16 protein-coding genes and 1 tRNA gene are annotated in these 18,966 nt (G+C 61.6%); 8 read left to right on the forward strand and 9 right to left on the reverse strand.

Annotation, left to right across the window (positions count from 1 at the left end):
• Positions 1-123: 123 nt before the first annotated feature.
• Entirely contained in the window at positions 124-786 is a 663-nt protein-coding gene (locus tag BUS12_RS25750; protein WP_074300248.1) for an RlmE family RNA methyltransferase, read from the reverse strand.
• A gap of 200 nt (positions 787-986) precedes the next feature.
• Between BUS12_RS25750 and BUS12_RS25755 the strand changes: the two genes are divergently transcribed.
• Positions 987-1,520, forward strand: a complete 534-nt coding sequence (locus BUS12_RS25755) for a YhbY family RNA-binding protein (protein WP_074300249.1) — start codon at positions 987-989, stop codon at positions 1,518-1,520.
• Between the two features lie 261 nt (positions 1,521-1,781).
• Here the strand turns inward: BUS12_RS25755 and BUS12_RS25760 are convergent, their stop codons facing one another.
• The 7 genes from BUS12_RS25760 to gloB all read right to left on the reverse strand — a co-directional run bounded on the left by BUS12_RS25760 (position 1,782) and on the right by gloB (position 12,122).
• A complete protein-coding gene (locus BUS12_RS25760; protein WP_074300250.1) occupies positions 1,782-2,297 on the reverse strand; it encodes a DUF4149 domain-containing protein in 516 nt (171 codons plus the stop codon).
• 32 nt (positions 2,298-2,329) lie between these two features.
• A complete protein-coding gene (gene greA / locus BUS12_RS25765) occupies positions 2,330-2,806 on the reverse strand; it encodes a transcription elongation factor GreA (RefSeq protein WP_074300251.1) in 477 nt (158 codons plus the stop codon).
• A 151-nt stretch (positions 2,807-2,957) separates the two neighbouring features.
• Complete coding sequence (gene carB / locus BUS12_RS25770) at positions 2,958-6,212, reverse strand: carbamoyl-phosphate synthase large subunit (protein ID WP_074300252.1); 3,255 nt, start codon at positions 6,210-6,212, stop codon at positions 2,958-2,960.
• A 215-nt stretch (positions 6,213-6,427) separates the two neighbouring features.
• Positions 6,428-7,591, reverse strand: a complete 1,164-nt coding sequence (gene carA / locus BUS12_RS25775; RefSeq protein ID WP_074300253.1) for a glutamine-hydrolyzing carbamoyl-phosphate synthase small subunit — start codon at positions 7,589-7,591, stop codon at positions 6,428-6,430.
• Positions 7,592-8,037: 446 nt separating this feature from the next.
• Positions 8,038-9,279, reverse strand: coding sequence for an MFS transporter (locus BUS12_RS25780; RefSeq protein WP_074300254.1), 1,242 nt, complete (start codon positions 9,277-9,279; stop codon positions 8,038-8,040).
• A gap of 192 nt (positions 9,280-9,471) precedes the next feature.
• Positions 9,472-11,175: a transglycosylase SLT domain-containing protein gene (locus BUS12_RS25785; RefSeq protein WP_074301706.1), complete on the reverse strand. Its 1,704-nt coding sequence runs from the start codon at positions 11,173-11,175 to the stop codon at positions 9,472-9,474.
• 155 nt (positions 11,176-11,330) lie between these two features.
• Positions 11,331-12,122: a hydroxyacylglutathione hydrolase gene (gloB, locus tag BUS12_RS25790; protein WP_074300255.1), complete on the reverse strand. Its 792-nt coding sequence runs from the start codon at positions 12,120-12,122 to the stop codon at positions 11,331-11,333.
• A 19-nt stretch (positions 12,123-12,141) separates the two neighbouring features.
• Here gloB and BUS12_RS25795 point away from each other — a divergent pair, with 19 nt between their 5' ends.
• The 7 genes from BUS12_RS25795 to BUS12_RS25825 all read left to right on the forward strand — a co-directional run bounded on the left by BUS12_RS25795 (position 12,142) and on the right by BUS12_RS25825 (position 17,171).
• Entirely contained in the window at positions 12,142-12,957 is an 816-nt protein-coding gene (locus BUS12_RS25795) for a class I SAM-dependent methyltransferase (RefSeq protein ID WP_074300256.1), read from the forward strand.
• Positions 12,954-13,400, forward strand: coding sequence for a ribonuclease HI (rnhA, locus tag BUS12_RS25800; RefSeq protein ID WP_074300257.1), 447 nt, complete (start codon positions 12,954-12,956; stop codon positions 13,398-13,400). Before BUS12_RS25795 ends, rnhA begins: the two co-directional genes overlap by 4 nt.
• A 95-nt stretch (positions 13,401-13,495) precedes the next feature.
• On the forward strand, positions 13,496-14,230 hold the full coding sequence (dnaQ, locus tag BUS12_RS25805; RefSeq protein WP_074300258.1) for a DNA polymerase III subunit epsilon: 735 nt from the start codon (positions 13,496-13,498) through the stop codon (positions 14,228-14,230).
• Positions 14,231-14,278: 48 nt separating this feature from the next.
• Positions 14,279-14,353, forward strand: a tRNA-Val gene (locus BUS12_RS25810).
• Positions 14,354-14,506: 153 nt separating this feature from the next.
• Positions 14,507-15,544, forward strand: coding sequence for a site-specific integrase (locus BUS12_RS25815; protein WP_074300259.1), 1,038 nt, complete (start codon positions 14,507-14,509; stop codon positions 15,542-15,544).
• 52 nt (positions 15,545-15,596) lie between these two features.
• Positions 15,597-15,941 carry a hypothetical protein gene (locus tag BUS12_RS25820; RefSeq protein WP_074300260.1) on the forward strand — a complete coding sequence of 115 codons (345 nt, stop codon included), beginning with the start codon at positions 15,597-15,599 and terminating at the stop codon, positions 15,939-15,941.
• Positions 15,942-16,292: 351 nt separating this feature from the next.
• Positions 16,293-17,171: a hypothetical protein gene (locus BUS12_RS25825; protein ID WP_143788459.1), complete on the forward strand. Its 879-nt coding sequence runs from the start codon at positions 16,293-16,295 to the stop codon at positions 17,169-17,171.
• Between the two features lie 361 nt (positions 17,172-17,532).
• Here BUS12_RS25825 and BUS12_RS25830 read toward each other — a convergent pair whose 3' ends face one another.
• A complete protein-coding gene (locus BUS12_RS25830; protein ID WP_367117662.1) occupies positions 17,533-18,900 on the reverse strand; it encodes a TolC family protein in 1,368 nt (455 codons plus the stop codon).
• Between the last annotated feature and the right edge of the window lie 66 nt (positions 18,901-18,966).

Here is an 18,966-nt window from a genome sequence, read left to right on the forward strand (position 1 = left end):
GACCGCAGACCCCTGCCATAACGTTTCTCTACCACAGAAATAGCGTCGGAGGCTGTCCCAGTGCCGCTTTTCCGGCAAATCCGAGACTCAAAAAGGTTGCGGAACGCCCGCCGGGCAACCCACCTAAGCGGGCCGTTTCAGATGCTTACCCAAAATAAAAGTTTCGGACGATTTGTCCCGCGATGCTTTCGGCTTGCGGGCTGCCACCGTCTTAAACTGCTGCTTGAACTTTTCGACAATCTGACTGTAACCGCTGCCGTGAAAGCATTTGACTAAAAGGGCACCATCCGGCTTCAGGTGATTCTGCGAAAATTCCAGCGCGAGATCGCATACATGCTCGATCCGCGCGGCATCCGCCAGCGCCACTCCCGACAGGTTGGGCGCCATATCCGAAATTACAAGGTCGACCTGACGCGCTCCGACCAAATCTTCGAGTTGGTGCAGAACGGTGTCCTCGCGGAAGTCGCCCTGAATGAAGACGACGTCGGCAATCGGCTCCATGGGCAGCAGGTCGAGCGCGATGATCGTGCCGTCGATCCCGCCTTCCCGCGTCGCGTCGCGCTTCGAACCCTGCGCCAGCTTGTTGCGGGCGTACTGGCTCCAGCTACCGGGCGCCGAGCCGAGGTCGACGATGACCTGGCCGGGACGGATCAGCTTGTCCTGTTCGTCGATTTCCTTCAGCTTGTAGGCTGCGCGGGCGCGATAGCCCTCCCGCTGCGCCAATTTCACGTAGGGATCGTTGATGTGATCGTGCAGCCACGACGTGTTGAACTTGTTTTTTGCCATTAAACGTTGAACTCTTGCTGCGTAATGCAGCGCTTTTAGCGGATAATACGCGTTTAATTCGCGCGGCTGCCGCCCAATGGGTCATGAACCCCGGGGCCATCAACCGCGATTCTCTGTTGTTCTGACGCGCCGCCCTGCTCGATCGACCGAAGCGATCGGAACTGCAGGCGCCGCCATTTTAGTCGAGTCTCCCACTTTCCATGCCAGCCCTTAACGTCTCTACCGATCAACGCGCCGAGTTGCGCTCCCAGGCACATGCGCTCAAACCGGTGGTGCTCATCGGCGCCGAGGGGCTGACCGATGCCGTGCTGGCCGAGATCAAGGTCCACCTGGCCGCGCACCAGTTGATCAAGATCCGCGTGTTCGGCGACGAACGCGAAGAACGTCTGGCGATCTACGAACAGATCTGCGACGCGCTCAACGCCGCGCCCATCCAGCATATCGGCAAGCTGCTGGTGATCTGGAAGCCGGAAGCGGCGGCCAAACCGGCCACCCGCGCCAAACGCGGCGAACTGCCGAGCGCCCGTGAAGCGGCATCTGACGACGCCCGGCCGGGTAAAGGCCGCGCCCCGCGCGTGGTAACGGTGGTCAAGCCCTCCGAAATCCCGATGCGCAAGCCGAAGCCGAAAAAGGTGGTGGTACGCGGCAACGAACGCGTCACGGCGGGCGGCAATATCAAGCGCGCCAAGAAGCGCCAGGCCAGCGCCAAGCGTCCGCATCAGTCGGTGAAGTAATCTGTGTTGCAACTGCGGGCGGCGCTGCCCGCAGCGCTGAAGTGCGACGGCCAGCGCCTTGTGTGCGTTGGCGTTTCGCGTATTCAGCAAGTTTGAGCTCGCCGCTGAAGTCTGCGTGGCGAGCCGCGAGGCGGCAGAAAAAGATCCATAGTGCTTTGACGCCTGATACGCGTGGTCACCTGCCAGCCGGGAAAGTCTCTTAGTCCCCGCTTCTTAGTCCCCGCTTCTTAATCCCGCTTCTTAGCCCCGCCTCCTGGCCCCTTAGCCGACGATGCCCTTGCCTGCCGCGTCTCGCGCGCCTTCTTGCCCAGCCAAAGTTGCACTCGCCGCGGTGGGCAGCTTCCACACCAGAGCGATAGCCAGCAGGCTCTCGATCAGATAAAACAGGCTCGACACGCCGTGCAATATGCCGAAGCGCATCGCATCAGGCGAATGGGCGACATCCGTGCCGGCCTCGAGCGCAGCCATGCGAATTGCATTCATGAACGGCTGCAGCGCAAAGTAACCGAGCAGCACGCACACCAGCATTCCGGCAATCAGCCAGCGCAGGCGGCGATAGGTGTCGTGGCCGCGGCGGATCAGCACATTGGCCAAGCCGAGCAACAAGACCCCGCAAACCACGCCCAGCACGCCTTCGATGCGGAACAACTGCGCGGCGACCGCGCCGGCCGAGATACGATCAAGCGCGGTAAACAGCACGGGCGCAACCGCATAACCGATGGTGAGCAGACTGCCGACCCAAACCACGGTCAACAGCCGGAACACCCTATGCGGCACGGAGGACAGCGAGGTAGACACCGGTGCGTCCTTCAGACGTAGCTGACGGCAATGATTTCGTACTCGCGCACGCCACCCGGTGCCTGCACCGAGGCCACGTCGCCTTCCGACTTGCCGATCAAGGCGCGCGAGATCGGCGAGCTGATCGAGATCAGGCCATGCTCGAGGTCCGCCTCGTCGTCACCGACGATCTGATACTTGACCGACGCACCCGATTTGAGGTCTTCGAGCTCAACGGTCGCGCCGAACACGATGCGGCCGTCCGCGTCCACCGCGGCGGGATCGATAATCTGCGCGCCGGCCAGCTTCGACTCGATTTCCGCAATGCGGCCTTCGATAAAGCCCTGCTTTTCTTTCGCAGCGTCGTATTCGGCGTTTTCCGAGAGATCACCCTGGGCACGCGCTTCGGCGATCGAGTTGACGACCGCCGGACGTTCAACCGATTTCAGGTGCTGCAGTTCATCGCGCAGCTTTTTCGCGCCACGCGTTGTCAGTGGAATAGTGCTCATAAACAGCTCTAGTGGCAAAAAACGGCCGTAAAAAAATCACCGCGGTTAAGTGCATCCCCGCTGGCGCCTGAGCCCGGGCAAAGCCCATGCCGGTACCTTGAGGGACGCCGCTTAACCGCGGCACTTACATCTTGGACAGGTATTCGAAGCCTTAGTTTAGGCGAGCGTGGAGTCCTTGTAAATCATAGACTTCCAGGTCCTTCAAATACCGCAGACCTTCGACGGCAGCCCGCGCACCCGACATCGTCGTGTAGTACGTGACCTTGTTCGCCTGGGCGCTCATGCGGATCGAACGCGAATCGGCAATCGCAGCACGGGTTTCGTCGACGGTCGTGAAGACCAGCGCGATTTCGCCGTTCTTGATCATATCGACAATGTGCGGACGACCGTCCTTCACCTTGTTGACCACCTTGACCGGCACGCCGGCTGCTTCGATGGCGGCGGCCGTACCCTTGGTCGCGACGATCGGGTAGCCCAGTTCGTGGAGCATGCGGGCCACTTCGACGGCCTTCGGCTTGTCGGCGTCCATCACGGTCAACAGCACCGTGCCCGACTCCGGCAGACGCGAACCTGCCGCGAGCTGCGACTTGAACAAAGCCTCGCCGAAGGTCTGGCCGACACCCATCACTTCGCCGGTCGAACGCATTTCAGGTCCGAGCACCGGATCGACGGCCGGGAACTTGACGAACGGGAACACCGCTTCCTTCACGCTGAAGTACGGCGGGTCGATTTCCTTCGTCACGCCCTGCTGCGCCAGCGTCTGGCCGACCATCGCACGCGCCGCGATCTTCGCGAGCGGCAGGCTGGTTGCCTTCGACACATACGGCACCGTGCGCGAGGCGCGCGGGTTCACTTCGAGCACGTAGATCACGTCCTCTTTCGAACCGTCCGCCTGCGGCACTTGCTGGATCGCGAACTGCACGTTCATCAGGCCGATCACGTTCAGCGCCCGCGCCATCGCGCCGGTCTGGCGCTTCAGTTCGGCTACGGTCTCTTTCGACAGCGAGTACGGCGGCAGCGAGCAAGCCGAGTCGCCCGAGTGCACGCCCGCCTGTTCGATGTGCTCCATCACGCCGCCGATAAACACGGCCTCGCCATCGGAGATGCAATCGACGTCGCATTCGATCGCGTCGTTCAGGAAGCGGTCGAGCAGCACCGGCGAATCGTTCGACACCTTCACGGCCTCGCGCATATAGCGCTCGAGGTCGCGCGGCTCGTGGACGATTTCCATGGCGCGGCCACCCAGCACGTACGACGGACGCACCACCAGCGGGTAGCCGATTTCCTCGGCGAGCCTGAGCGCTTCGTCTTCGGCGCGTGCCGTGCGGTTCGGCGGCTGACGCAGGCCGAGGTCCTGCAGCAGCTTCTGGAAACGCTCGCGGTCTTCGGCGGCGTCGATCATGTCCGGCGAGGTGCCGATGATCGGTACACCGTTCGCTTCGAGATCGAGCGCGAGTTTCAGCGGCGTTTGACCGCCGTATTGCACGATCACGCCGACCGGCTTTTCCTTGTCGACGATTTCCAGCACGTCTTCGAGCGTCAGCGATTCGAAGTACAGACGATCGGACGTGTCGTAGTCGGTCGACACGGTTTCAGGGTTGCAGTTGACCATGATCGTTTCGTAGCCGTCTTCGCGCATGGCGAGCGCGGCGTGCACGCAGCAGTAGTCGAACTCGATGCCCTGGCCGATCCGGTTCGGGCCGCCGCCCAGCACCATGATCTTCTTGTTGTTGGTGGGGTTCGCTTCGCACTCTTCCTCGTAGGTCGAGTACATGTACGCCGTCTTGGTGGCGAACTCGGCCGCGCAGGTGTCGACGCGCTTGTAGACCGGGCGCACGTTCAGTTCGATACGGCGGGCGCGCACGGCAGCCGGCTTCGCGCCGAGCAGCTTCGCCAGACGGCGATCCGAGAAACCGCTTTGCTTCAGATACTTCAGTTCTTCCTTCGACAGGCTCGCAAGCGTGCGGCCGGCCAGCGCCTTTTCCTTCAGCACGATCTGTTCGATCTGCGCGAGGAACCACGGGTCGATCGAGGTCTCTTCGAAGATTTCCGCAGCGCTCATGCCGATACGGAACGCATCGCCCACGTACCAGATCCGGTCCGGACCGGCCTCGCCGATCTCGCGGATGATCTCGTCGCGGCTCGCGGTCTTTTCATCGAGACCGTCGACGCCGACTTCGAGACCGCGCAGCGCCTTCTGGAACGACTCCTGAAAGGTGCGGCCAATCGCCATCACTTCACCCACCGACTTCATCTGCGTGGTCAGACGCGGATCGGCTTCGCGGAACTTCTCGAACGCGAAACGCGGAATCTTGGTGACGACGTAGTCGATGGTCGGTTCGAACGAAGCCGGGGTCTGGCCGCCGGTGATTTCGTTCTTCAGTTCATCGAGCGTGTAGCCGCAGGCGAGCTTCGCCGCGACCTTGGCGATCGGGAAGCCGGTTGCCTTCGAAGCCAATGCCGACGAACGCGACACACGCGGGTTCATTTCGATCACGATCATCCGGCCATCGACCGGGTTGATCGAGAACTGCACGTTCGAGCCGCCCGTATCCACGCCGATCTCGCGCAGCACCGCGAGCGAGGCGTTACGCAGGATCTGGTATTCCTTGTCGGTGAGCGTCTGCGCCGGCGCGACGGTGATCGAGTCGCCGGTGTGGATGCCCATCGGGTCCAGGTTTTCGATCGAGCAGACGATGATGCAGTTGTCCTTCTTGTCGCGGACCACTTCCATCTCATACTCTTTCCAGCCGAGCAGCGATTCTTCGATCAGCAGTTCGCGCGTAGGCGACAGGTCCAGACCGCGCTTGCAGATCTCTTCGAATTCGTCGCGGTTATACGCGATGCCGCCGCCCGAACCGCCCAGCGTGAACGACGGACGGATCACCACAGGATAGCCGCCGCTGCCGGTTTCCGTCGCGATCTGCGCCTGCACCTGCAGCGCTTCTTCCATCGAATGGGCGGTGCCCGACTTGGCCGAACCGAGACCGATCCTGGTCATCGCGTCCTTGAACTTCTGGCGGTCTTCCGCCTTGTCGATAGCTTCCGGCGACGCGCCGATCAGCTCGACCTTGTACTTCTCCAGCACGCCGTGCGCGTGGAGATCCAGCGCGCAATTCAGCGCGGTCTGGCCGCCCATCGTCGGCAGGATCGCGTCGGGGCGCTCCTTGGCGATGATGCGTTCGACCACTTCCCACGTGATCGGCTCGATGTAGGTCACGTCGGCCGTGTTCGGGTCGGTCATGATCGTCGCCGGATTGCTGTTGACGAGAATGACCTTGTAGCCTTCCTCACGCAGCGCCTTGCAAGCCTGTGCGCCCGAGTAGTCGAACTCGCACGCCTGGCCGATGATGATCGGACCCGCGCCGATGATGAGGATGCTCTTGATGTCTGTCCGCTTGGGCATAACGCTCTCGCTAATGTATTCCTGAATTCTTTCCGTTGGCGCGCTTCGCTGCGGCGGCCGGGGCCGGTGTTACTGCCCGGCCTCCCACTTCTGCTGCGGCGGCGCGCTCTGTTCTGTTCGCCTGGGGAGCGGCCCGGCGTTGCATTCTCCGGGGCTCCGCCTGGCGTGGGCGACTTAGGTGGACACCGTCCTGGGTGACCACACAAGCTGACGCCTTAAGCCGCCGCTGCGGCTGCCGTCGTGCCGGCCTTTTTCTGGTCCATCAAGCCGGTGAAGCGATCGAACAGATACGCAATGTCGTGCGGGCCCGGCGATGCTTCCGGGTGACCCTGGAAGCAGAAGGCCGGCTTGTCGGTCAGCGCGAAGCCTTGCAGCGTGCCGTCGAACAACGACACGTGCGTGGCGCGCGCGTTGGCGGGCAACGTGGCCGCGTCGACTGCGAAGCCGTGGTTCTGCGACGTGATCACGACACGGCCGTCGTCCAGATCTTTCACCGGATGGTTCGCGCCGTGGTGGCCGGTCTTCATCTTCATGGTCTTCGCGCCAACCGCGAGGCCCATGATCTGATGGCCAAGGCAGATGCCGAAGGTCGGCACGCCGCGCTCGATCAGCTCCTTCGTGGCCGCGATCGCGTAGTCGCACGGTTCCGGGTCGCCGGGGCCGTTCGACAGGAACACGCCGTCCGGGTTGAGCGCCAATGCGTCAGCCGCGGTGGCTTGCGCCGGCAGTACGGTGACGTGGCAGCCGCGCTCGGCCAGCATGCGCAGGATGTTGTACTTGACGCCGTAGTCGAACGCGACCACGCGGTACTTCGGCGCGTTCTGCGTGCCGTAGCCTTCGCCCAGACGCCATTCGGTCTGCGTCCATTCGAACGATTCCTTCGTCGACACGACCTTCGCCAGATCCATACCGGCGAGGCCCGGGAACGAGCGTGCGAGTTCGATGGCCTTGGCTTCGTCGTCCGAGCCCGCCAGGATCGCGCCGTTTTGCGCGCCCTTATCGCGCAGCACGCGCGTCAGCATGCGGGTGTCGAGGCCGGCGATGGCGACCACGCCTTCGTCCTGCAGGTATTGCGAGAGCGTGCGCTCCATGCGGAAGTTCGAGGCGAGAACCGGCAGATCGCGGATGATGAGGCCGGCGGCATGGACTTTCGAGGCTTCCACATCTTCGGCGTTCACGCCGACGTTGCCGATGTGCGGATACGTGAGGGTCACGATCTGACGCGCGTAGCTCGGGTCAGTCAGGATTTCCTGATAGCCGGTGATAGCGGTGTTGAAAACGACTTCGCCAATCGTATGGCCGGGGGCGCCGATCGAGTAGCCACGAAAGACCGTGCCGTCGGCGAGCGCGAGCAGAGCGGGAGAAAAAGACGGCAACACGGGAGACTCCTTGGGGGAACACCCTGATGCCGACCTGTCTATCCGAGCCGTGCGAGCCGCAGCGAGGCGCATCTTTGGATGCGCGCGCAGGCTCGCTCGCGTACCGCGGCAAACGTCGCAAGGGCGCGATGGATCCATTGTGTGGACTGATCGGCTGGGTGCGGTGCGTTGGCGGCGCGCGGCGGATGAACGGTGTGGGAGAGGTAGGCGCTAGGGTGCGGGTTGATAAGCTCAAACCTTGGAATTATAGCCCGAAACTGCCCTTCCCTCCAAATCCGAGATGGCACCGCGACAGGGTGCGAGGTTCCTCACGCCGCCTCGGCGCCTTGTGGGGCTTGGCTCCCAGCCTGCCTGGCTGGGATCGAAGGAGCGGAATCGGGATACCGTGGTGGGCGGGTCAGACGAGGCTGAATCGGGGCCTGAATCTCGGCCTGACACGCCGCGCATCACGAATGCTGCCCGGTCTGCAGATGGGCGGGTTTGGCCAGCACGCCGCTTGGCAAGACGTACCAGATCGCGCTGGCAATCTGCAACGCGACCAGAATGCCCCACGCGGTGAGGTGCGCGGCGGCCGGATAGTGGCCGGCCGCCGCCGGCCACAGCGACAGCACCCCGCCGACGCCAATCTGGAAGCCGAAAATCAGCAGAAAGATAATCAGCGTGAGGGTGGTGTTGCCCCGGCCGATCAGATGCGCCGGGAAATGCCGCGCCAACACCGCGTAGCTGAGGATGCCCGTGCCGCCGAAGATGCCGTACGCGGCCCACAACAGGCCTGTCGGCAAGGGCGCACCGAACATGATCAGCAACTGGGTGACGACGAAGAGCGCCATGCCGATACCGCAAAAGGTGTAGAGCGAGATGCCGCGCTTCTCCAGGCCGCGCGCCGCAGCCCCGAAACCGACACAACCGGCCATCATCGCAAAGCCGAGAATCGATACCTGAGCCGCGGCCTCGCGGGGCGCGAGGCCCATCACATCGCGCATCCAGGCGCCGACCCACAGCGATTGCATGGCGTAAAAGACGCCCTGCGTGACCACCGAGAATGACGCAATCTTCCAGAACGCCGGGCTTTTGAGGATATGCCACGTGCCCTTGAACTGCGTGCCGAGGCTCGCCTGACGATGGCCGTCGCGGGTCTCCGGCGCGAGGGTCCACAGGGCTAGCGCGACCACGATCGTCAGCACGCCCAGCGCGCCGCACACGGCCCGCCAGCTCGCGAAAGTCAGGACCCAGGTCAGCGGCGACCCCACGGCCACGCCGCCCAGACCGCCGACCGCCATCACGAGCCCGTTCATCAGCGGCAGCCGGGCCGCTTCGAAGTGCTGCGCCAGCGCCTTGAACGCTGCGCCCAGACAAACCGACACGCCCACGCCGATCAGCAGCCGCCCGAGCATCATCATGCCGATGCTGTGCGCCGCCCCGAACACCCAGATCCCGGCGGCCGCGAACAGCAGCGTGCCGGCCGTCACACGACGCGAGCCGAAGTGGTCGAGCAGCACGCCCGCCGGCAACTGCGCGCCCGCAAAGCCGAGGAAATAGAGACTCGTCAGCAGACCCAGATCGGCGGCGGAGAGTCCCAGATCATGGGTGATCAGAGGCGCAAAACCCAGATTGACGCCACGAAACACATAGGAGACGAAGTAACCCGCGGAAAACAGCAGGAACACGCGAAACTGGGTGGACGACATAGGTAGCAAGCAGATTCAGGTCAGACGGAAGCAGGAACGATAAAGGAAAACGCGGGAAGTGGGCGCAAAGACCCCTCAAACGAAAACGCCGTCACCACAGGTGACGGCGTTGAAAAACGAGAAGTGATCGGAGCGCAATTCATGCGCTGCCCCCGCAACGCATGTGGCCACTTCCGTGGGAGCCGCTTTGCTTTAGTTTCCCTTCTTCGCCTTGGCCGCAGTCTTCGGGCGGCTTACTGCCGCAGCCTTCGACGCCTTGCTGGACGTGGCCGGCGCGGCCGCTTTCGACGTCTTGCCCTTGGGTGCGGCGCTCGACGCTGACGATTTGCTGGCCTTGCCCGCCGGATCCGACACCTTTACGACGGCGGTGCGGCCACGACCTGATTTCTTATCGTAGCGCGAATCGCTCTTCGTGTCTGTGATCTGGGTCCCGATCCGTTCGACGCCACCGCCCTGCACGCTGGTCGCGATCCGTTCCGGTCCCGGTTCGCTCGGCATGGCCTTGCCCACCGGCACATGCAGCACGATCACCTGGCCCGGGTTCACCTGGTCGCGGCGCGTGCGGTTCCACGCCTTCAATTGCCCGATCGACACGCCGTAGCGAACGGCCAGCGCCGCCATGGTCTGCTTGCGACGCACGCGAATCAGCATTTTGCGCGTGTCGGGGACGTCCGGTTCCATCGCGAGGACGGCGCTTTCGGCGACGTCAGCGCTAATGTCTTCGTCGTCGTTGTCGTCGCTGCGCGGCACGACGATCGTCGAACCCGGCTTCAGACGCATGCCGACGGGAATCTTGTTGACTTCCATCAGCGTGTCCGCGTCGACGCCGATCTTCTGCGCAATCGCCGCCGGCGCGGCGCGCTCGGTCACCGTGTAGGTCGTCCACGACGACAGGTTACCGGTGAAGGCCTTCAGATTGTGTTCGAAAGCACTCGCGTTATCGAACGGCAGCAGAATCTGCGGCTGTGTCGCGCCGAGGATGACCGGCTTCTTGAACGAGGGGTTCAGCGAGCGGAACTCGTCGGGCGTCATGTTGGCGAGCTTGGCCGCCACGTCGACGTCCATATCGTGCGCGGTGGTCACCGTCACGAAATACGGGTGGTTCGGAATGGACGGCAGCGTCAGACCGTAGGCTTGCGGGTTCATCACGATGTTCTTGACCGCCTGCAGCTTCGGGACGTAGTTACGCGTCTCGTTCGGCATGCGCAGGTCCTGATAGTCCGTCGGCAAGCCCGCCGCTTCGTTGCGCGCGATGGCGCGCTGCACGTTGCCCTCACCCCAGTTGTACGCCGCCAGCGCAAGCTGCCAGTCGCCGAACATGTCGTGCAGACGCGAGAGATAGTCGAGCGCGGCACTGGTGGAGGCGAGCACGTCGCGACGCTCGTCCTGCCACATGTTCTGCTTGAGGTTGTAGGTACGGCCGGTGTCCGGCACGAACTGCCACATGCCGGCCGCCTTCGCCACCGACAGCGCCTGCGGGTTGTAGGCGGATTCGATGAACGGCAGCAACGCGAGCTCAGTCGGCATGTGCCGCTCTTCGAGTTCCTCGACGATGTGATACAGGTATTTTTGCGACCGCTCGGTCATACGTTGAACGTATTCCGGGCGCTGGGCGTACCAGTTGGCCTGCATGTCGACGAGGTCGCTTTGCAGGTCGGGCATCTGAAAACCACGGCGAATCCGTGCCCATAGATCGGCATCGGGGCTCGTCAACTGATCGACAGAACCTTGATCGACATTGATCGTTTCTTTGGCAGAGGCTGTACTGCGAAGGGCGTCGGCTACGGCTTGCTGGGTGGCAGGATTCGGCGTGGCGGTATTGCTACTCGTCGTTGGCCCCTGGCTCGCGCACGCGGCGAGCATGAGGACCAACAACGCACTAAAGATAAATCTCATGAACGTCTCGGCTTCCACAGGACTGGAATTTGCAGCCGATAGTACGAAAGCGAAACGTTTACGTCAATCGGAAATATACGAAAAACCTAGGCAAATCTTAGGCTTGGCAGATTTTTCCGAAATTCAAGGTGAACATGACCCCATGAAACAGCGGGTCAGCGGAACCGGTTCTTCCATTCACGCAACAGTGTGAACGCAGTCAAACGATCCGGCACCGTTTCATGCAACTGTTCGATCAGCGTCGTGTGGATTGCCGGACTGTCGGCGCGCAAAAACGGATTGACCGCCCTTTCGTGCTCGATTGTCGTGGGCAGGGTCGGCACGCCGCGCTCGCGCAGCGCGGTCGCCTTGTCGCGCCACGCCTGCAAATCCACGTTGTCCGGCTCGCACGCCAGCGCAAAGCGGATGTTCGACAAGGTGTACTCGTGCGCGCAGTGGACCTGGGTCGCACCCGGCAGCGCAGCGAGTTCGTCCAGCGACTTGAGCATCTGCGTCGGGGTGCCTTCGAAGAGCCGGCCGCAGCCGCACGCAAACAGCGTATCGCCGCAAAACACGTGCGGCGTGCCGCCCGGATCGGCCGCCTGAAAGTAGGCAATATGGCCGCGCGTATGACCGGGGACGTCCAGCACGCCCAGTTCGAGCGCCGGTGCGGCGATGCTCACGCGGTCGCCGCTTTTCAGGCGGTGGGTTAGGTGCTCGATCGACTCGCCGGCCGGTCCATACACCGGCACGGCCTGGCCATTCAGCAGATCGGCCACCCCGCCGACGTGGTCTTGGTGATGGTGCGTGAGTAAAATAGCGCTCAACCGCCAGCCCCGTTTCGCCAGATAGGCGCGAACCGGAGCGGCCTCACCCGGATCGACGACCACCGCATGGTGCCCGTCCGACACGAGCCAGATGTAATTGTCTTCAAAAGCCGGGACGGGTACGTACTCGAGCGCATTCATAGGCGACGCAATCTTCAATATGTCTGACCGAACGATTATAGACTGGCCCGCCTGGACCGATTCGCCACCCGGACGTTACGTGCTGGAATGGGAACAGGCGCAACTCGACCGCGTGGTGTCGGACGTGTTCGGCTACCACGCGCTGCAGCTCGGCCTGCCGCAGCTCGACGCGCTGCGCGAGAACCGCATGCCGTGCCGCGGTCTCGTGCTGGACGCGGCCAGCGGAGCCAGCGCGCCGTACCGCTTTCCGCGCGCGGGGGGCGCCGCCACGCCCGAACAACATGCCCCGCTCGGCCGCAGCGCGGTCTGGTGCGACCTGCTCGACTTGCCGTTCGAAGCGCAGAGCGTCGACCTGATCGTGATGCCGCACACGCTCGAATTCACCCGCGACCCGCACCGCCTGTTGCGCGAAGCCGAACGCGTGCTGATGCCGGAAGGCCAGTTGATCATCCTCGGCTTTAATTCGCTGTCGCTGTGGGGCGCCCGGCAATCGGTCGGCAAGGTCACCGGGCGGCCGTTCGTGCCGGCCACGCACGACCTGATTGCGTTCACTCGCCTGAAGGACTGGATTAAACTGCTCGGCTTCGACCTTGAGCGCGGACGCTTCGGCTGCTATCGTCCGCCCCTCGTCAGCGACCAGTGGCTCGCGCGCTACGGCTTCATGGAAGCCGCCGGCGACCGCTGGTGGCCGATCTTCGGCGCCACTTACATGGTGAAGGCGATCAAGCGCGTGCGCGGCATGCGTCTCATCGGCCCACTGAAGGTGAAAAAGCCCGTCCTCGCGGCGGGCCTCGCCCCCGCCGCCACCCCGAACACACGCAATCAGAGAAAATGACGTCCGAACTCATCGATATTTATACCGACGGCGCCTGCAAGGGCAATCCCGGCCCCGGCGGCTGGGGTGCACTGCTGCGCTTCGGCGCGCAGGAAAAGGAAATGTTCGGCGGCGAAGCGAACACCACCAACAACCGCATGGAGCTGATGGCGGTGATCGCGGCGCTCGAAGCGCTGAAGCGGCCCTGCAAGGCGGTCGTGCATACCGACTCGCAATATGTCCAGAAAGGCATCAGCGAGTGGATCCACGGCTGGAAGAAAAAAAACTGGATGACCGCGGCGAAGACACCGGTGAAGAATTCCGACCTGTGGAAGCGGCTCGATACCGCGGTCCAGCAACATGAGATCGAGTGGCGCTGGGTGAAGGGTCACGCGGGACATCCGGAGAACGAGCGCGCCGATGCGCTGGCCAATCGCGGTGTCGCGTCGCTGGCGGAAATCTGAAGCGTGCGCTTGCGCCCTTCTGCGTGGGCCGCGCCGCTTCCGTGCTTCTGCTTTTATGTTTCATCAAGCCAAATTTTAGAGCGGGCTAATCCGACATGCGTCAACTCATCCTCGATACCGAAACCACCGGCCTGAATGCGCGCACCGGCGACCGCATCATCGAAATCGGCTGCGTCGAACTGGTGAACCGCCGGCTCACGGGCAACAACCTGCACTTCTACGTCAATCCGGAACGCGACAGCGATCCGGGCGCACTCGCCGTCCACGGACTCACCACCGAATTCCTGCGCGACAAGCCGAAGTTCGCGGAGATCGCCAACGAGCTGCGCGATTTCATTCAGGGCGCGGACCTGATCATTCACAACGCGCCGTTCGATATCGGCTTTCTCGACGCCGAGTTCGGACTGCTCGGCTTGCCGCCGTTCAGCTCGCAGTGCGGCGAAGTGATCGATACGCTGGTGCGCGCCAAGGCCATGTTCCCCGGCAAGCGCAACTCACTCGATGCGCTGTGCGACCGCTTCGGCATCAGCAACGCACACCGTACGCTGCACGGCGCATTGCTCGACTCGGAGCTGCTCGCGGAAGTTTATCTGGCGATGACGCGTGGCCAGGAGAGCCTCGTCATCGACATGCTGGGCGAGGCATCGAGAGGCGGCGACGAAGGCGCACCGCGGGTGGCGCTCAACTCGCTCGAGCTGCCGGTGATCGTCGCCAGCGAAGAGGAGCTCGCCGCGCATCAGGCCGTGCTCGACGGCCTCGACAAGGCGGTCAAAGGGACGAGCGTGTGGCGTCTGCAACCGGTGGCAACCGCCGATGAGCAAACCGCTTAAAAAGTACTTTACGAACCCGAGATCCTCTGACATAATCTCAATCTCTTCGGGTGGTTAGCTCAGCGGTAGAGCACTGCCTTCACACGGCAGGGGTCACAGGTTCAATCCCTGTACCACCCACCAGATTCGCGTGACCCGCAAGACGAAAGGCCCTGAGGCGTATGCCCAGGGCCTTTTTCTTTGTCTGCATAACCTCCAAAAATCCGCATATGGCGGAAGAATGGCGGAAACCCGATAGTGCCCTGACTTCAACATCGAACGATCGGAGCCTTTCGCATGGCTGCAATCTGGAGACGGGGTGACAACTGGCGCGCAGAGGTGCGTAGGCGCGGTTACCCCCTCGTTACACGCACCTTCGATACAAAAGCCCAAGCCGACGCTTGGTCTCGGCGCACCGAAACCGAGATGGATCGCGGCTGCTTCGTCGACCGGACGGAAGCAGAACGCAACACGCTAGGTGACCTTCTACAGCGGTATGCGGACGAAATCTCGCCGCACAAGAAAGGGGGCGACGGCGAAATTATACGAATCCGGAAGCTTCGCAAGGATGTGCTGGCACAGTACAAAATCGCCGCGCTCAGCAGCAAGGTCGTCGCCGAGTATCGCGATCGCCGACTAAGAGGTGACAGCAAGTCAAAACCCGTTTCTGGCTCAACCGTGAACCGTGAGCTAACACTCATCGGACACGTTCTCAGTGTCGCCCGGAAGGAATGGGGTGTTCACATCGAAACCAATCCAGTATCAATCATCCGCCGCCCGCGCGAAAACCGAGGGCGCACCCGCAGGCTATCCTCCGACGAGGAGCTCCGGCTGCTCGCCGAGCTCTCTCCGAGTCCTCGAGACGAGCACGGTCGTTTCGGCCTCGGCGGAACTCGAAACGACTGGGTGCTACCCGTGGTAGTTATCGCGATTGAGACCGCAATGCGCCGCAGCGAGATTCTGTCGCTGTGCTGGGCTGATGTCTTTCTCAATGACAGGTATGTTCGCCTCCACGACAGCAAGAATGGCGAAGCGCGCGACGTCCCGCTTTCCATCCGTGCCGGTGCCACGCTATCCGCCCTGCCCCGGCATATCAGCGGCCGAGTATTTCCGATCACACCAGATGCGCTTAAGAAAGCTTTTGTCCGCGCATGCGATCGCGCGGAACTGGAGAACCTTCACTTTCATGATCTTCGGCACGAAGCGACATCGCGAATAGCTGAACGCCTCGACAACATTCTGGAGCTATCTGCCGTGACCGGGCACAAGACTGTACAAATGTTGAAGCGGTACTACCATCCGCGCGCCTCCGACCTGGCACGAAAGCTGGGCTAGCGAAAAGGCCGCGAATCATCTCAGACGCTACTCATTTAAACGGATAAAAAGCATGAAGTCATATACGCCGACAGAAGCACGTGATCTTCTGGTTAAATTCTTCGAAGCCTTCCCCGAAATGGGGCGGACAGTTCTCAGGGGCGCCGATCTCGAAGAATTCAATGCAGCCGCGGACGCCGCATCGGCCGCCTCCAGTCTTCAGGCCACGACTTCGACGTGTCGCGAGTTGGAGCAATGCCTAGGGCTCATGTTTAACCTCGTTTTCGACTCGCCCCTGTTCAAGGCCAAGCCCCTGTTTGAACGACAGTTGATGATTGATTGCATAGAGGTGACGGGCAGCGCACTCGCCATTGCGGCCGGTACATGGGAATGCGTCGCCGCGGGTACGCCACATTAGATGACTGGACTAGAGATACTTGCAGGAATCAGGAGGGAGGGACGAGAAGCACCAATCCTCGTGCACTTCGTCCGTAACGAGAGCGTACAACGTCCTTGGTCAGCTGCGCGGGCCGAAGCAATTGAAGCACTCTCTGGGCTGAAGCCGTGCCATCCACGTCAGTCTCAGGGCCGCCGACACGTACCACCCCCTAGTTCAGGGGGTGGAATGACAGGCGCAAGGCCTGTCAGATATGGATTTCTACAATTGCTGTAGCAAATCTGTAGCACGCAAAAACCTCCCCTTTTTGCCCCTCCGCCGACTGCTACGTGCTCCCGGCTCGCGTGCGCCCATCCGGCGACAATCGGCCAGATGGGGTCAATCGACGGTCAAGGCCAAATCGTAGACAATGGCGGCAACCATATGCCGCAATTTCACCATTGGGGGCTGACGTTGTCTTCATCACCGATCTCACATGCTGACGCTTCGTACGAGAAGCGCGCGATTGCGTTTCTGGACATTCTTGGCTTCTCTGACCTGATAAAAGAAGGTGGACATGAGCGAGAGATAGGCCAGATCTTTGACCAACTGAAGATTCGTGCTGCACAAGCTGAACGGCACCACGGGAAAGGCCGTATGCAGTTCACCGCATTCTCGGACTGCATCGTTGTATCCGAGGAATTTCTCGATGGCTTCGGCGCCCTCCGCATCGCGAGTTACGCTGGATACCTAGCGCTCGAGCTCTTGGGGTACGGCTTTTTGGTTCGAGGTGGACTAACGGTGGGTGATCTTTACCATCGCGAGGGCGTTGTATTCGGCCCCGCGATGAATGAGGCATACAATCTTGAAAGCAAGATCGCTGTCTATCCTCGTCTCGTGGTGACAGAGTCGTTCAGAGCATCAGCGTTCCAAGGTGTACTCGCGGAAGTTGATGGGCAAACCGACCATATGCGCGTTCAATGGACAATGTCGCAGTACCGCAGCGACTTTGATGGTGTAACACATTACGATATCTTCCATCCGCTAGCACCAACACCTGATCGATTTATATCAATGGGTGGAGGCAAGGGTACGTCCAACGAGATACGAGGACGAGCTTCTATAGCTGCTGTTCGTAACGTTCGCCAACTTCGTTTCAAGGACGCCGTCGCACAAAAGTACAACTGGATGGACAACTACCTCGCAGTCTCCGTTAAGCAATACGGCTGGCAACGTCTGCTCGAAGAGGCCGACGCTCCACCAGTTTCATAAAGAAAGGGCGAGCAAGCGCTCCCCCTTTATCTACTACCATTCCGGCAACGCTTAGCCGCACTGATCTCAGCACGTTGATCGAAGTTCAGCGAAGGTGAAGGTCTGCTGTTGGGGGATCTGAACGTCGCTTTCGGGTCGAACTGGGACGCCCAAAGTTGCTTTGCCAGCACAGGCTCAACCGGCCTAAACGGCTTTGCAGGCCGCTGTACATTTATTTAAATCAGTAACTTGCTGACATTAACCACCCAACCCAGCCACCCGCGATGTGTAGCACATCCTAGACCGTACGCAGCAGCGGTGCCGACAAGCACCGACAACAGGCGCGATGAAGCGAGAACCAAGAATCTCTACTTTACTCATGCTATTCCACGCTCCGGGTCTGCTGATCAACAATATCCCACATCCGCAGCTTGCCAAGCTTAGCTGCCAGTTGAAGTCGCGCAGAACGCCAGTCAGTCAACGCCTGGATACGCTGACGCTTCGCTCCCGCCAAGGACGATTGCGCGTTGAGCAACTCAAGGATATTTCCAACTCCGACCTGGTATCGGCGTTGTGCAGCGGTGTAGGAGCGTCGTGCGACGTCAAGCAGCATGGCAATGTTATCCAGATTGTGTGTCGCAGTCTGCAACGTCTGATAACTCGTCCAAACATCAAGGCCTACCTGCTGCTGCACCTCATTCAGCGTGTCACGCTGCAACTCGGTTTGCGCCTCGGCCTGACGAATCTGGTACGTTCGGGTGAAGCCTTCAAAGATGGGTATGGAAACCTGAATACCCAGATACCATTCGTGTCCGTTGGCAGGAAACTGCGGGAAGCCGACATCGAGAACAGTGGGTTGATTGTTCCAGCTGTACTTTGCGACAAAGCTAACGCTCGGCAACCCTTCCGCGCGTGTCTGCCTTAGTTTTGCCGCGGCCGCTTCGACCTGAGCCTCAGCGGCCAGAACGCTCGGATGAGAACGTTTGGCTTCTTCGATAAGTTCTGCGACCGAATCGTCAAAGTCCGCGTCCGGCGTCACGCCGTCACCGACATCAGGCAAGGTTATCGGCATACTCGGGTCAAGATCCATATCGGAGGCTAGCGTCCCAAGGGCGGATTGCCAGTCTCCCTGCGCTTTCGTCCGGTTGATAACGGCCTCCGCCCACGACGTCTGGGCCTGCAGCTCGTCGGTAATGGGTGCTATACCTTTGCTGACGCGAGCGGTCGCGGCCTTGAAACTGTCGTTTGCGGTCTGCTCGATTTCCTGGGCGGCAGCAAATGCGCCTTGGGCAGCCTGTGCTGCGTAGTAATCTTTCGCCACGTCCGCAAAAGCCTGTTCCAACGCTGCTTCCTGGCTGGCCCGCGCAGCAGCGAGCAGCGCCGTCGCGTTCGCCAGCGCCGCCTTGCGCCCTCCGAAATCGTATAACACCCAGTTCAGCGACACACTCTCAGTTCTGAGTACGCTGTTCCGGTAGTCCGAACTGTATTGGGGATAACCACTGACGTTCGTGGCGGTGTCGTCCCGTACACCCTGCCAGTTACCCGTCACTGTGGGCAAATATGCGGCTCGACCAATGCCGACTCCTGCCGCCTGAATCTTGACCTGCGCCCAGGCCTCGCGCGTTTTGGGGTTGTTGCATAGGCCGCGCTCCACCGCATCCTGCAACGGCAGCGGATTGGGCAACGGGCCAAATGCACAGACACCAGCGCTGCCGTCGCCAAGCATCGCCGCTGCGGCGGTCGCTGGCACCGACCGTCCGGTTAGCATTGGATCAAAAGCCCACGCAGGATATACGCCGCCGCACGCCATCGACAA

It is taken from the genome of Paraburkholderia phenazinium, from assembly GCF_900142845.1.
Taxonomy (GTDB): domain Bacteria; phylum Pseudomonadota; class Gammaproteobacteria; order Burkholderiales; family Burkholderiaceae; genus Paraburkholderia; species Paraburkholderia phenazinium_A.